13 protein-coding genes are annotated in these 14,798 nt (G+C 67.9%); 10 read left to right on the forward strand and 3 right to left on the reverse strand.

The window, feature by feature from the left end; genetic code table 11:
* The 3 genes from NS334_RS13805 to pal all read left to right on the forward strand — a co-directional run.
* Positions 1-737 (forward strand): hypothetical protein (locus NS334_RS13805; protein WP_058756537.1); only part of this gene is annotated, 737 nt, incomplete at its 5' end.
* Positions 737-2,116 (forward strand): Tol-Pal system beta propeller repeat protein TolB, encoded by a 1,380-nt coding sequence (gene tolB / locus NS334_RS13810; protein ID WP_058756538.1) that lies wholly within the window; start codon positions 737-739, stop codon positions 2,114-2,116. The genes NS334_RS13805 and tolB, both read left to right, overlap by 1 nt.
* Before the next feature lie 34 nt (positions 2,117-2,150).
* Complete coding sequence (gene pal, locus NS334_RS13815) at positions 2,151-2,669, forward strand: peptidoglycan-associated lipoprotein Pal (protein ID WP_058756539.1); 519 nt, start codon at positions 2,151-2,153, stop codon at positions 2,667-2,669.
* Between the two features lie 39 nt (positions 2,670-2,708).
* Here the strand turns inward: pal and NS334_RS13820 are convergent, their stop codons facing one another.
* Together NS334_RS13820 and NS334_RS13825 are read right to left on the reverse strand one after the other, a co-directional pair.
* Positions 2,709-3,539, reverse strand: coding sequence for an oxygenase MpaB family protein (locus NS334_RS13820; RefSeq protein ID WP_083500488.1), 831 nt, complete (start codon positions 3,537-3,539; stop codon positions 2,709-2,711).
* A gap of 32 nt (positions 3,540-3,571) precedes the next feature.
* Positions 3,572-4,078: a MucR family transcriptional regulator gene (locus NS334_RS13825; RefSeq protein WP_058756541.1), complete on the reverse strand. Its 507-nt coding sequence runs from the start codon at positions 4,076-4,078 to the stop codon at positions 3,572-3,574.
* A 225-nt stretch (positions 4,079-4,303) separates the two neighbouring features.
* Here NS334_RS13825 and NS334_RS13830 point away from each other — a divergent pair, with 225 nt between their 5' ends.
* Both NS334_RS13830 and NS334_RS13835 read left to right on the forward strand, forming a co-directional pair.
* Complete coding sequence (locus tag NS334_RS13830; protein ID WP_058756542.1) at positions 4,304-5,722, forward strand: amidohydrolase; 1,419 nt, start codon at positions 4,304-4,306, stop codon at positions 5,720-5,722.
* Positions 5,719-7,014: an amidohydrolase family protein gene (locus NS334_RS13835; RefSeq protein WP_058756543.1), complete on the forward strand. Its 1,296-nt coding sequence runs from the start codon at positions 5,719-5,721 to the stop codon at positions 7,012-7,014. The genes NS334_RS13830 and NS334_RS13835 overlap by 4 nt, the downstream gene beginning before the upstream one ends.
* A gap of 52 nt (positions 7,015-7,066) precedes the next feature.
* Here NS334_RS13835 and NS334_RS13840 read toward each other — a convergent pair whose 3' ends face one another.
* Positions 7,067-8,068, reverse strand: a complete 1,002-nt coding sequence (locus NS334_RS13840; RefSeq protein WP_193753107.1) for an NAD(P)H-quinone oxidoreductase — start codon at positions 8,066-8,068, stop codon at positions 7,067-7,069.
* Between the two features lie 74 nt (positions 8,069-8,142).
* Here NS334_RS13840 and NS334_RS13845 point away from each other — a divergent pair, with 74 nt between their 5' ends.
* The 5 genes from NS334_RS13845 to NS334_RS13865 all read left to right on the forward strand — a co-directional run bounded on the left by NS334_RS13845 (position 8,143) and on the right by NS334_RS13865 (position 14,737).
* Positions 8,143-8,340 carry a DUF1192 domain-containing protein gene (locus NS334_RS13845; RefSeq protein ID WP_058756544.1) on the forward strand — a complete coding sequence of 66 codons (198 nt, stop codon included), beginning with the start codon at positions 8,143-8,145 and terminating at the stop codon, positions 8,338-8,340.
* 130 nt (positions 8,341-8,470) lie between these two features.
* Positions 8,471-10,795: an ATP-dependent Clp protease ATP-binding subunit ClpA gene (clpA, locus tag NS334_RS13850; protein ID WP_058756545.1), complete on the forward strand. Its 2,325-nt coding sequence runs from the start codon at positions 8,471-8,473 to the stop codon at positions 10,793-10,795.
* A gap of 245 nt (positions 10,796-11,040) precedes the next feature.
* Positions 11,041-12,702: a GGDEF domain-containing protein gene (locus NS334_RS13855; protein WP_083500489.1), complete on the forward strand. Its 1,662-nt coding sequence runs from the start codon at positions 11,041-11,043 to the stop codon at positions 12,700-12,702.
* Positions 12,703-12,763: 61 nt separating this feature from the next.
* Positions 12,764-12,988 carry a hypothetical protein gene (locus NS334_RS13860; protein WP_153002753.1) on the forward strand — a complete coding sequence of 75 codons (225 nt, stop codon included), beginning with the start codon at positions 12,764-12,766 and terminating at the stop codon, positions 12,986-12,988.
* 39 nt (positions 12,989-13,027) lie between these two features.
* Positions 13,028-14,737, forward strand: a complete 1,710-nt coding sequence (locus NS334_RS13865) for a long-chain-fatty-acid--CoA ligase (protein WP_058756547.1) — start codon at positions 13,028-13,030, stop codon at positions 14,735-14,737.
* Positions 14,738-14,798 lie beyond the last annotated feature (61 nt).

Here is a 14,798-nt window from a genome sequence, read left to right on the forward strand (position 1 = left end):
CCGAGGCACCGCAGCAGCCCGCCCCCGCGCCGGTCCCCGAACCCGCGCCGCAGCCCGAGCCGAAGCCGGTCGCGAAACCCGCGCCGCCCAAGCCCGCGCCGCCGAAGCCTGCGCCCAAACCCGCGCCTGCGGCCAAGCCGGTCCCGAAGCCGCAGCCGAAACCCAAGCCCGCGTCCCCGGCGGCGGAGAAGGCGCCGGCCAAGCCCGCGCCGACGAAACAGGACAGCGCCGCCGCGTCATCGAGCAAGGCCAAGACCCCGCCCGCCGCGTCGAAGGGCAAGGGCAAGACCGAAACCGCCAAGGGCGACCGCCCGCGCGGCAGCCGGCTGGGCAGCGACTTCCTGAAGGGGCTGACCGCCGAAAAGAGCGATGCCAAGCCCAATGACGCGCCACCCTCTGCCGCGCGTGTCGATGGCAAGGCGCTGGCCGCGATCCAGCAGGCGATCGCGCGACAGATCCAGCCGTGCGCCGACCGGCAGGTCGATCCCGGCCCCGGCGCGAACCAGATCGTGACGACGCTGAACCTGCGACTCAACCGCGACGGCACGCTGTCGGCGACGCCGACCGTGGTGCGACAGAACGGCGTCGACGACGACAATCGTCGCTACGCGCGGCGTGTGGTCGATCTGGGGATTGCGGCGTTCAAGGGCTGTTCGCCGTTGAAACTGCCTGCCGAATACTATTCCACCGCCAACGGGGGGTGGAGCAACATCAACTATAATTGGAAACTGCGGTGATGCGATACCGGCTGCTCCTTCTCGCCACGCTCGTTGCCACCCCCGCGTTCGCGCAGCAGGCGCCCGCGCCCGCCGCCGCTGCCGATGCGGCCGCCGCGCCGGCCGGGCAGACCCCGCCGCCGCTGGAAGTCGACGTCACCGGCGGCATCTCCGCGCCGATGCCGATCGCGATCCCGCCGATGCCGACGCAGGCGGTGGTGCAAACGCCGGCCGGCTCGACCGATCAGCTCGGGCGGCAATTGTCGGAGATTGTCGCCAACGACCTGCGCAGCTCCGGCCTTTTTACCCCGCTTGCCCCCGGCCGGATGCGCGCGATCGCCTTCCCGGAAGTGACCGCGCCGGCGTTCGATTACTGGGGCGGGTCGGGCGCGCAGGCATTGGTGCAGGGCTATATCCGCGCCAACGGCGATGGCACGCTGACGGTCGGCTGCTACCTGTATGACGTGTCCGCGCAGACGCAATTGACGCGGCAGGGCTTCGTCGTGCCGCCGTCCGACTGGCGGCGCGCGGGCCACAAATGCGCCGACATGGTCTATACCCGCCTGACCGGCGAGGGCGCCTATTTCGACAGCCGCGTCGTCTATGTCAGCGAGACCGGGCCGAAGGCGAACCGTATCAAGCGGCTGGCGATCATGGACCAGGATGGCGCGAACAGCCGCTTCCTGACCGCCGGTTCGTCGATCGTGCTGACCCCGCGCTTCGCACCGAATCAGCAGTCGATCGTGTACATGAGCTATGTCGGCAAGACCCCGGCGATCTACGTCTACGATCTCGGCTCGGGGCGGCAGCGGCTGGTGGTGCAGAACGTCGCGACCACCTTCGCGCCGCGCTTCTCGCCCGATGGGCGCTATATCCTGTTTTCGATGGCACAGGCCGGTAACACCGATCTTTATCGCGTCCCGGCGGGCGGTGGCGCGCCGCAGCGGCTGACCAACTCGCCCGGCATCGACACCGGTGGCAGCTATTCGCCGGACGGATCGAAGATCGTGTTCGAGAGCGACCGCTCGGGCGGGCAGCAGCTCTACGTCATGAACGCCGATGGTTCGAACCAGCACCGGATCAGCTTCGGCGGTGGCCGCTACGCCACGCCGGTCTGGAGCCCGCGCGGCGATCTGATCGCCTTCACCAGGATCCAGGGGGCGTTCCGCATCGGGATCATGAGTCCCAGCGGGCAGGGCGAGAAGCTGCTGACCAACAGCTGGCAGGACGAAGGCCCGTCGTGGAGCCCGAACGGCCGCGTCCTGATGTTCTTCCGCCAGGGACGCGGCAATGCCGGCAAGGCCGACCTTTGGTCGGTCGACCTGACCGGCGTGAACGAGCGTCGCGTACCCACCCCGCTCGACGGATCGGACCCCGCCTGGGGACCGTTACGTCCGTAACCCGATCATCGATCGACCATAGAGGAGACACCCGATGGCCCGTCTGACCACCACCCTACTGATGGCGACCGCGCTGGTCGCGACCGCCGCCTGTTCCAAGAAGCGCCCCGAGGTGCTGCCCCCCGCGCCGGGTGCCGCGCCGACCACGCCGGCCCAGACCGGTCCGGTCGATCCGAACGGCGGCGTGACGCCGGGGTCGGCCGCTGACTTCAAGCGTTCGACGCAGGGCGACACCGTGTTGTTCGGGCTGGACATGTACGACATCGACTCGACCGCACGTGCGATCCTGGATTCGCAGGCCGACTGGCTCCAGCGGTACAACAACGTCAACATCACGGTCGAAGGCCATGCCGACGAGCGCGGGACGCGTGAGTATAACCTCGCGCTGGGCGACCGCCGTGCCAATGCCGCGAAGAACTATCTGGTTGCGCGCGGTATCGCGCCGTCGCGGATCACCACGATCAGCTATGGGAAGGAACGCCCGGTCGCGCTGGGTTCCGACGAGGCGAGCTGGGCGCAGAACCGCCGCGCGGTGACGGTCGTCGTCAACTGATGCGGTGACGGGCCGAGGCACAGCCGCCGGCCCGGTCGCCTAGGCGCCGCGCAGCGCCCAGCGCAGCACGCGGCTCATGCCCGCCGCCCCGGCGCGGATCGCCGGACGCGCGATCGGTGCCGGGGTGCGGCCGTGCAGCGCCGCCGCCCAGTCGGGCAGCAGGTCCAGCGCCGCCGCGCCCGCCATCGCCAGCCCCGCCGCCTCGGCGCGGTCGTCGCCGGGGGCGAGCAGCGCGTCGGCGACCTCGCGCGTGCGATGGTCGCAGCGCAGATCGGGGCGCACACCACGATAGTAAGCCGCGATGTCGGCGCGCGAGCGCGGAACGTCGCGCGCGCCCAGTCGCTCGGCAACGATCGCGACCTCGGCGATATAGCGGTCCTGATCGTCGCCGCTCATCCCCGCATCGCGATAGCGCAGATAGCCGCGCAGGAAGCTGTCGGTTTCCGCAACATGCACCCAGGTTAGCAGCGCCGGATCATTGGCGTTATAGTGGGTGCCATCGGGCAGCGTGCCGTGCACGCGATCGTGGATCATGCGGACGTGCGCGATCGCGCGCTCGGCGGCGTCGGTCGGGCCGTAGGTGGTGACGGCGATGAACTGCGCGGTCCGCCGCAGCCGCGACAGCCGATCCTGCCGCCAGTTGCTGTGATCCCACACCCCCGCCAGCGCGCCGGGATGCAGCATCTGGAGCAGCAGCGCGGAGATGCCGCCGATCATCATCGCGGAAAAATCGCCATGGACGCGCCAGGCGGGCGTCGTCGGGCCGAACAGCCCATTGTCGCCGGGCGGACGCGCGAGATCCAGTTCGCCGCTGCCCACCAGCCCGCGCAATCGCCGCGCGAGCGTGGCCCGGGCGCGATCCACCGACATGATCGGCGGCGCGCGTCCGGGCCGGTCGGGGCTCAGCCCTCGGTCGCCGCCGACTTGCGACGGCCACGGCCCGAAGCCGGTGCCTCGGCGGCGGCGGGTGCCTCGCCGCGGCGCGCGCCGGGCTTGCGACCCAGGCCGATCTTCTTCGCCATGTCGCGACGTGCTTCCGAATAGCTTTCGGCGACCATCGGATAGTCCGGCTTCAGACCATAACGCTGGCGATACTCGTCCGGGGTCAGACCATGGCCGGCCAGATGGCGGCGCAGCGTCTTGTACGGCTTGCCGTCGATCAGCGAAATCAGATGATCCTTCGATGCCAGCGACTTTCGCACCGATACCGCCGGAATATATTCGGCGCTGGGCTCTTCCTGGGTTGCCGGGGCAGTCGTCGACGACAGATTGGTTACCGCATCGTGCATCGTGCGCAGAAATGCCGGGACGTCCTCACCCGACGCACGGGTGTTGGGATTTGCCAGCCATGCGATCGTCAGCTCGGTCGCAAGCTCAACCGCATTGGCAGTGATCGTATCATCGGACATCGCGAACTCCCTTATTTAATTGGTGTGCCGTAGACAGCGATGCAACGCAGGTCAACGCACCTCGCATCATGAAGTTGATGTGCGTCTATTTACCTTCGTAAATATCGCGCAACCGGCCGAAATATCCGCGTCGATCAATAAAAGCGCTCGGCACTCGCTTGACCCTGATGGAAGGCGGCGTCCATGATCCGTGTAGCAACGGGTGAGAAAAAAAGGGGCATCGACATGAATTCGGGTCGCGCCATACGTGCGCTGCTGTCCGCGGCGATAGTCGCCGTGCCGCTGGCCGGTTGCGCCGCCGATGGCAAGAAGCCGGCAACCGCCGAGAAGAAGGCGCCGCCGGTCCGTTATGCGCGCGATCCCTATCCCTCGACCTATCGCGCCTATCCGGGAGCGCCGACGCTGGTGCGCAACGCCACCGTCTTCGACGGCGAAGGCCGACGCATCGATGGCGGTGCGGTGCTGTTCGCGGACGGCAAGGTGGTCGCGGTCGGCCAGACACTCGACGCGCCGGCCGGTGCGACGGTGATCGACGGGCAAGGCAAGTTCGTTACCCCCGGCATCGTCGATATCCACAGCCATCTCGGCGATTATCCCAGCCCCGGTGTCCAGGCGCATTCGGACGGGAACGAGGCGACCGCGCCGATTACCGCCGATGTCTGGGCCGAACACAGCGTCTGGCCACAGGACCCGGGCTTCGGGCGCGCGCTGGCCAACGGCGGCGTGACGACGTTGCAGATCCTGCCGGGCTCGGCGAACCTGATGGGCGGGCGCAGCGTCGTCCTGAAGAACGTCTACGCCCGCACGATGCAGGCGATGAAGTTTCCGGGCGCGCCGTACGGGCTGAAGATGGCCTGCGGTGAGAATCCGAAGCGCGTTTATGGCTCGAAGAACCGCGAACCCTCGACCCGGATGGGCAATGTCGCGGTCGATCGCCAGACCTGGGCGAAGGCGGTCGCGTACAAGCGCAAATGGGACAAGTACGAGAAGGAAGGCGGCGATCCGCCCGAGCGCGACATCGGGATGGACACGCTGCGCGGCGTCCTGTCGGGCGAAATCCTGGTCCAGAATCATTGCTATCGCGCCGACGAGATGGCGATCGTCCTCGATATGGCCAAAGAGTTCGGCTACAAGGTGACGGCGTTCCATCATGCGGTGGAGGCGTACAAGATCGCCGATCTTCTGAAGGCCAGCGGCACCTGTGCGGCGGTATGGGCCGACTGGTATGGCTTCAAGATGGAAAGCTATGACGGGATCGGCGAGAATCTCGCGATCCTCGATCGGTCGGGCGCGTGCGCGATGATCCATTCGGACGACGAAAACGGCATCCAGCGGCTCAACCAGGAAGTGGCCAAGGTTCTGTCATCGGCGCGCCACGCCGGTATCCAGATCAGCGACGCGGCGGCATGGAAATGGCTGTCGCTCGGGCCGGCGACCGCGCTCGGCATCGATGCGCAGACCGGCAGCCTGAAACCCGGCAAGATGGCCGATGTCGTGCTGTGGAACGGCAATCCGTTCAGCGTCTATACCCGGCCGGAGAAGGTGTGGGTCGACGGTGCGTTGCTATACGATGCCAATGATCCGAAACGCCGCCCGGTCAGCGACTTCGAACTCGGCCAGCCCGGATCGGGAGATGTGAAGTGACGCGCGCGCTGTTCCTTCTCGCCACGATGCTGGCGACGCCCGCTGCGGCGCAAACCGTCGCCATCACCGGTGGCACGGTCGCGATCGGCGACGGCTCCGCGCCGATCGAGGGCGGCACTGTGGTGATCGCGAACGGGCGGATCGTCGCTGCCGGGCGCGGGGTCGCGGTGCCGGCCGGTGCGCAGATCGTCGACGCGACGGGCAAATGGGTGTCGCCGGGCGTGGTCTCGGCGATCACCGACCTGTCGCTGGTCGATGCCGATGGCGTGCAGGAAAGCAACGACGCGGGCGCGCGCAATTCGCCGTTCAAGGCGGGAATCGACGTGTCGCTGGGCGTCAATCCGGCGGCGGTCAAGGTCGCGAACGAGCGGCTGGGCGGCGTCACGCGCGCGCTGGTCGCGCCGAATGCCGGCGGATCGATCTTCGCCGGTCAGGGCGCGGTGATCGATCTGGGGGCGGATCCCGATGCGGTGACGCGCCCGCGCGCCTTCCAATATGTCGAACTGGGCGAGGAGGGCGGGAAGCTCGCTGGCGGCAGCCGTCCGGCGGCCCATGCGTTGCTGCGCGACGCCTTCGCGCAGGCGCAGGATTACCGTCGTAACCCGGCGGCGTTCGACGGCCGGTCGCGCGATGCGCTGGTGCTGCGCGCCGATGCCGATGCGCTGCTGCGCGTGATCGACGGGCAGGTGCCGCTGCTGGTGCATGTCGAGCGCGCGGCGGACATCCGCAACGTGCTGGCGCTGACCCGCGACTATCCGAAGCTGAAGCTGGTGCTGGTCGGTGCGACCGAGGGCTGGCTGGTCGCCAAGGAAATCGCCACGGCGCGCGTGCCGGTGATCGCGGCGGCGCTGGCCGATCTGCCCGCCAATTTCGAGAATCTCGCGGCGACCGAATCGAACGTCGGGCGGATGCGCGCGGCGGGCGTGCCGGTGGCGCTCGCCTCCACGGGCGCGTCGGGCGGCGACCACGTGCTGCGCCAGTTCGCGGGCAATCTGGTCGCGATCGCGCGCATTCCCGGCGCGACCGGACTGGACTGGGGGCAGGCGCTGGCGTCGATCACCAGCGCGCCGGCCGAGGCGATCGGGATGGGCGGCGAGATCGGCAGCCTGCGCACCGGGCGTCGCGCCGATGTCGTGCTTTGGGACGGCGATCCGCTGGAGCTGTCGTCGGTACCGGTCGCGACCTGGATCGACGGCCAGCCGCAGCCGATGCGGTCGCGGCAGAGTGAGTTGCGCGACCGCTATCTGACGTCGACCGAGGGGGCGCTGCCCAAGGCCTACGAGCGGCGGTAGATCGCCGCCACCGTCGTTCCCGCCCGCGCGGGAATGACGGTGGGCGCGCGTCTTACCCCATCGTCAGCACGATCTTGCCCACGTGCGCGCCCTCTTCCATCCGGCGGTGCGCGTCGGCGGCCTGGGCCAGCGGGAAGGTGCGGTCCATTACCGGCTTCAGCTTGCCCGCGGCCGCGAAGGGCCAGACGGTGCGCGCGATCTCCTCGGTCACGAGCGCCTTGAACGCGGCATCCCGACCGCGTAGCGTCGATCCCGTCAGCGTCAGCCGGCGGCGCATGATGTCGAACAGCGGCACCGTCGCCGAGGCGCCACGCTGCACCGCGATCGACACATGCCGCCCGTCTTCGCTCAGGCATTGCAGGTTGCGCGGGACGTAATCGCCACCGACCATGTCGAGCACCGCCGCACAGCCGCGCCCGCCGGTGATCTCCTTCACCCGCGCGACGAAATCCTCGCTCTTGTAGTTGATCGCATGATCCGCGCCGATCGCCAGCGCCGCCGCGCGCTTTTCGTCCGAGCCGACCGTGACGATCGTCTCCAGCCCGAACAGATTGCCGAGCGTGATCGCCATCGTCCCGATCCCGCTGGTCCCGCCATGGACCAGCACGGTATCGCCCTCAACCGCGAACGCGCGCTCGAACAGGTTCGTCCACACCGTGAACAGCGTTTCGGGCAGCGCGGCGGCTTCCACGTCCGACAGCGCGTCGGGCACCGGAAGGCATTGCGCGGCGGGCGCGACCGCATATTCGGCATAGCCGCCGCCGGCGATCAGCGCGCAGACGCGGGTGCCGAGCAGGTCCGGATCGACGTCGTCGCCCAGCGCGACCACCTCGCCCGCGATCTCCAGCCCCGGAATCGACGGCGCACCCGGCGGCGGCGGGTAGTTTCCCTGTCGTTGCAGCACGTCGGGCCGGTTGACCCCCGCCGCCGCGACTCGCACCAGCACCTCGCCCGCGCGCGGCGGCGGGACCGGGCGCTCCACCGGCACCAATACGTCGGGCCCGCCGGCCTGAGCGGGGTCGATCGCCTGCATCGTATCGGGCACGTCGGTCATGTCGGTCGCAAAGCCCCTGTTCTGCTTGCGCCGGCCTTATTGACTTCACCCGGCTGGGCGTCAACGATGCGGGCGTGGACCTGGACGACATCCTTGGGGCGCGCCCCGACGATCCGCTGGCCGCGCTGCTGCGCGAGGATCTCGATCGCCTGTCCGTCTCCGAACTGGAGGTGCGCGTCGTCGCGCTGGAGGGCGAGATTGCGCGCACCCGGCGCAAGATCGACGGCGCCGTTAACCATCGTGCAAGCGCCGACGCGCTATTCAAGCGGTGAGGGTCGACGCACCGGTTCGGCGACATGACGTGCCCGGTGCGAAGGGTGGGTGCTTGATGAAGCGCCGGTCGATCACGACATTCGTGGCAAGGGGTCGCGTGTCCTCACGCGGCCTGCAAGGAGTAACCTGATGCCGTCATTCGCCAGCGCTCTCGAGACCACGCTGCACAAGGCGCTCGAGGCCGCCTCGTCGCGCCGCCACGAATATGCGACGCTCGAACATCTGCTCCTCGCGCTGATCGACGATGAGCACGCCGGGCAGGTCATGTCCGCGTGCGGGGTCGATCTGGGCGAGTTGAAGACCACGGTCGCGCATTATCTCGATACCGAACTGGGGGCGCTCAAGGTCGATGCCGCGACCGATCCGTCGCCGACCAGCGGCTTCCAGCGCGTCGTCCAGCGCGCGATCCTGCACGTCCAGTCGTCGGGCCGCGACGAGGTGACCGGCGCCAACGTCCTGGTCGCGCTGTTTTCCGAGCGCGAGAGCTATGCCGTCTATTTCCTCCAGCAGCAGGACATGAGCCGGCTGGATGCGGTGAGCTACATCAGCCACGGCGTCGGCAAGGGCAATGCCACACCCGAGGCGACCAGCGTGAAGGGCGCGGCCGAGGAAGAGAAGAAGGAAAAGCCCGAAGCATCGGGCAAGAAGGGCGAAAGCGCGCTCAAGCAGTTCACAGTCGATCTCAACGAAAAGGCCAAGATTGGCAAGGTCGACCCGCTGATCGGGCGCTCGGCGGAGGTCGATCGCACCGTGCAGATCCTGTGCCGCCGGTCGAAGAACAACCCGCTGTATGTCGGCGATCCCGGTGTCGGTAAGACCGCGATCGCCGAGGGGCTGGCGCGCAAGATCGTCGAGGGCGACGTCCCCGACGTGTTGAAGCCGGCCGTCATCTACTCGCTCGACATGGGCGCGCTGCTGGCGGGCACCCGCTATCGCGGCGACTTCGAGGAGCGGTTGAAGGCGGTCGTCAACGAGCTGGAGAAGCTGCCCCATGCGGTGCTCTTCATCGACGAGATCCATACCGTCATCGGCGCGGGTGCGACCAGCGGCGGCGCGATGGACGCGTCGAACCTGCTGAAGCCGGCGCTGTCGGGCGGCACGATCCGCTGCATCGGATCGACCACCTACAAGGAGTTCCGCAACCATTTCGAGAAGGATCGCGCGCTGCTGCGCCGGTTCCAGAAGATCGACGTCAACGAACCGACGATCGAGGATACGATCAAGATCCTCGCCGGGCTGCGTTCGGCGTTCGAGGAGCACCATTCGGTCAAGTACACGCCCGAGGCGATCAAGTCGGCGGTCGAACTGTCTGCGCGCTACATCAACGACCGCAAGCTGCCCGACAAGGCGATCGACGTGATCGACGAAGTGGGCGCGATGCAGATGCTGGTGCCCCCGACCAAGCGCAAGAAGACCATCACCGCGCGTGAGATCGAGGCGGTGATCGCGACGATGGCGCGCATCCCGCCGAAGAGCGTGTCGACCGACGACAAGAAGCAGCTGGAAACGCTGGAAACCGACCTGAAGCGCGTCGTGTTCGGGCAGAACATGGCGATCGAGAAGCTGTCCTCGGCGATCAAGCTGGCGCGCGCGGGGCTGCGCGAGCCGGAGAAGCCGATCGGCAACTATCTGTTCACCGGCCCGACCGGCGTGGGCAAGACCGAGGTCGCCAAGCAACTGTCGACGATCCTTGGTATCCCGCTTCAGCGATTCGATATGTCCGAATATATGGAGCGGCATTCGGTCAGCCGGCTGATCGGTGCGCCTCCCGGCTATGTCGGCTTCGACCAGGGCGGGTTGCTCACCGACGCGGTCGACCAGAACCCGCATTGCGTGCTGCTGCTCGACGAGATCGAGAAGGCGCATCCCGACCTGTTCAACATCCTGTTGCAGGTGATGGACAACGGGCGCCTGACCGACCAGCACGGAAAGACCGTCGACTTCCGCAACGTCATCCTCATCATGACGACGAATGCGGGCGCGGCCGACATGGCGCGCGAGACGATGGGCTTCGGCGCACTGACCCGCGAGGGCGAGGACGAGCAGGCGGTGCAGAAGATGTTCTCGCCGGAGTTCCGCAACCGCCTCGATGCGATCGTGCCGTTCGGCTATTTGCCGACCGAGGTGGTCGCGCGCGTCGTCGACAAGTTCATCCTGCAGCTTGAACTGCAACTGGCCGACCGCGACGTGCACATCAAGCTGGACGACGAGGCGAAGACGTGGCTGACCGAGAAGGGCTATGACAAGCTGTATGGCGCGCGTCCGATGGGCCGGCTGATCCAGGAGAAGATCAAGCAGCCGCTGGCCGAGGAGCTGCTGTTCGGCAAGCTGGTCCATGGCGGCGAGGTGACGGTGCATCTGAAGGACAATGCGCTGAGCTTCGCGATCGAGCCGGCCGCACCGAAGAAGCCGGGCAAGAAGAAGGGCAAGGCCGCGCCGGCGGCGGCCGAGTAACCACTGGTGGGCCGGGGGAACCCGGCCCGCTTCGCTCGCGGCGACCACCGGCTTGTTAACCGGTTGCGGCGGCGGTTCATCGCTCGACGGCCGCCGATGGCACGGCCAAACTGTCGGAAACAATAGTTTTTTTGTTCACGCACCGCGGGGTGCGGCGCACAATTCTTCATGCAATCGTTACAATTGTAAACGAAACGGTCGTTACGTTAACCTTCTGTTTGCACTTTCGCCCTTAGCGTTCCGCCATGTTCGGGGGGAGCCAGCATCATTTTTGGGGCATCTGCGCCGCGATCCTGGTGCTGATCGGGGTCGTGCCGACCGCGCGGGCACAGGCCGACTTTCCGATCGATACCTGCTTCCGTCCCGCGCGGGACGGGGAGCGGCCGGCGGCGATCCTTGCCGACCCGCGCGGTTTCGATTGCCGGGCCGTGACGCGCGGCGCCGGGCCGGGCGACTATTGGGTGTTGTCCGCACCGCTCCCCCCGCTGCCGGCGAACGTGCGCGTCCAGTCCGGCAGCGTCTGGCAGGAGGGCATGACGCTCTACACCCGCTACGCCAACGGCACGATCCGCGCCGGGGGCTTCACCAGTGCGGATTCGTGGCGCCACCTGCGGCTCGGCGCGCTCTTCGAAGTGCCGATCCCGCGCGCCGCCGCCCGACCGGTGCGGCTCCTGTGGCATGTGCGCGGCGCGGCCAATGTGCGCGGCATCGTCCTGCACCCGCGACTGGTGAGCGCCGAACAGTCGCAACGCTACGAGGTGCAGCTCGCCGCATTTTACGCGGCGTTCGGCGGACTGGCGGTGGCCTTGCTGCTGTTCAACGCCGCGTTGGGCACCGCGCTGCGTCAGCGGTTCCAGCTGCCCTATTGCGCGATGGTCGTGCTGCTGCTCGGCTATGCCGCGTCGTCGTCGGGGTTGCTCGGGCAGCTGACGGGCATGGACAACAACCTGCGGCTGCGCCTCAATGCGCTGCTGCTGGCCGGCACCTTGTCCGCCGCGCTGATCTTCGCGCGGCGCTTCTTCGGCGACGTGGTGATGCGCGGCTGGGTAGGGAGGGCGATCCCGGTCGCGGTGGCGGGGTTGATGGCGACGACCACCGTCTACGTCGTTACCCTGCCGTATCGCCCGCTGCTGCTGGATCGGTTGCTGTCGCTGGTGTTCGCGGCGACACTGGCGATCGCCTTCCCGCTGCTCTGGCGCAGCTGGCAGGGAACGGATCGCTATGCGCGCGCTTTCGCGATCGCCTGGGGGCTGCCGCTGCTGACGGCGTCGGCACGGGTCGCGCAGGCGCTGGGCCTGATCGGGTGGAGCTTCTGGGTCGACAATTCGACGCTGGTCGCGATGGCGCTGGAGGCGTGCTGCAGCGCCATCGCGATCGCGTGGCGGATCAAGCAGATCGGAGAGGAGCGCGACCAGGCGCGCGAACAGGAGATGCTGGCCCGGTTGCTGGCCGACAGCGATCCCCTGACCGGGCTCATGAACCGCCGCAGCTTCCTTCGCGAGGCGATCGGGCGGCGTGAACCGCACCTGCTGGTGTTGATCGACATCGATCATTTCAAGCAGGTCAACGACACGCTCGGGCACGATGGCGGGGACCAGGTGCTGCGCGTGTTCGCGGAGGCGGTGCGCGCGGCGGTGCCGCCCGATGCACTGGTCGCGCGGATCGGCGGCGAGGAGTTTGCGGTGCTCGCCGACGCCGACGCCACCGACCTGCCCGATGCGATCCTGGCGCAGGTCCGGGCCGCGCGGATGCCCTACGACCTTACCGTCACGGCCTCGCTGGGCAGCGAACAGGGTGCGATCGCGACCGAGCCGGAGTGGAAGGTGCTCTATCGCCGTGCTGACGACGCATTATATGCCGCCAAGCGTGCCGGGCGCGATCGCGCGCGCTGGGCGGCGGCGGCCTGAATCTCTGTTCATCGCGTGGGTTGGCTGTTATGGTCGTCGCGTCGAAACAGGGACGTCGATCATGCCGCAATCGCCGGACTATAAACGCCGCCGTATCGTCGTCGCCGCGATCGGCGCGCTGCTGCTGGTCGCCGGGAACGATCGACCGATGATCGGTACGATTTCGGTCACGATGGACGAGCGGCGCCTGCCGCAGGTCGGGGCCGAATGGTCGCCGCCGCTGGCCTTCGCGACCGCCGCGCTGGCGCAGGCGATGGCGCTTATCCAGGCGCTCGCCGCCCGCTGACGGCTTGCGCGCCACGGTTTGTTGCTTACAACCGTGTCAATGACTGGAGAGCATGCCTGGCGTAACGCCTATCGCCATCCCGTTGCGTGGGATTCCGCTTATCCGCCGCTGTCGATGCCGGCGTTGTTCGACGAATCGGCAGCGCGTTTCGCGGCGCGGCCGGCGATCGATTTCCTCGGGCGACATTACAATTATGCCGAGCTGGCGGATGGCGTGCGGCGGGTGGCCACCGGGCTCGCGGCGCTGGGCTATGGCAAGGGCGACCGGGTCGGGCTGTTCCTGCCGAACGTGCCGCATTACCTGGCCGCCTATCACGGCGCGCTGCGGCTGGGCGCGACCGTCGTCAATTTCTCGCCGCTCTATTCGGTAGAGGAATTGTGCCATCAGGTGGCGGATTCGGGGACGCGGGTCCTGTTCACCATCTCCGCGACCGCGCTGCTGCCGACCGCGCTGAAGGTACTCGAGAAGAGTGGGTTGGAACGGTTGGTGGTCGGGTCGGTGGCCGGCGCGCTGCCGCCGGGCAAGTCGCTGCTCTACCGCCTGTTCAAGCGTGCGGAGACGGCAGAGCGCCCGACCGATCCGCGCGTCATCGCCTTTTCGACGCTCATCGCCAATGACGGCGCGCTGCCGCCGCCCGCGATCGATGCGGAACGCGATGTCGCGCTGATCCAATATACCGGCGGCACCACGGGCGTGCCGAAGGGCGCGATGCTGACCCACGCCAACGTTACCGCCAATGCGCGGCAGGTGGCGCAGCTCGACCCGCACCCGGAGGCGGTCGATCGCATCCTTGGCGTGCTGCCGCTGTTCCATGTCTTCGCCAACACCTGCGTCATGAACCGCACGATCGTGACGGGTGGCGAGATGGTGCTGCTGCCGCGCTTCGACGCCGCGCAGGCGCTGGCGACGATCAACCGGACGAAGCCGACCTCGCTGCCGGGCGTGCCCACCATGTACCAGGCGCTGCTCGACCATCCCGCGCTGGCGAACACCGACTTTTCATCGTTGCGGGTGTGTATCTCGGGTGGCGCGCCGCTGAATGCCGAGTTGAAGGCGAAGTGGGAAGCGACGACGCATTCGACGCTGATCGAGGGCTATGGCCTGTCGGAGAGCACTGGCGTGCTGACCACCAACCCCTATGAGGGTGGGCAGAAATCGGGCACGATCGGGCAGCCGCTTCCCGCCACGCGCATCCGGTTGGTCGACAAGGAGGATCCGACGCGCCCGGCGCCGGAGGGCGAGCCGGGCGAGATCGTCGCGCTGGGGCCGCAGGTGATGGCCGGTTACTGGAACCGTCCCGATGCCGACGACACGACCTTCGCGATCGACGCCGATGGGCGACGCTGGCTGCGCACCGGCGATGTCGGGACGATCGACGCGGACGGTTTCATCGCGATCGTCGACCGGCTGAAGGACATGATCGCGGTCGGCGGGTTCAAGGTCTTCCCAAGCCAGATCGAGGCGATCCTCTATCACCATCCGGCGGTTCGCGAGGCGCTGGTGATCGGGTTGCCGGACGCCTATCGCGGCGAGATGCCGCGCGCTTACGTGACGCTCAACGAGGGTGCGGAGGCCGATGGCGCTGCGCTGGCGGCATGGCTGAACCCGCAGCTTGGCAAGCACGAGCGCGTCGATCGCGTCGTGGTGCGCGAGACGATGCCCAAGACGATGATCGGCAAGCTCAGCCGCAAGGATCTGATCGCCGAGGTCAAGGCGGAGATGGCGAACCCGCCGATCACCCCGGCGTGAGGGGGGCGGCATTCAACCCCCTCTCTCCGGTCGCTCCGGCGACGGCCGGGGTCGAGTTGCG

This window comes from Sphingomonas endophytica, from assembly GCF_001476895.1.
Classification (GTDB): domain Bacteria; phylum Pseudomonadota; class Alphaproteobacteria; order Sphingomonadales; family Sphingomonadaceae; genus Sphingomonas; species Sphingomonas endophytica_A.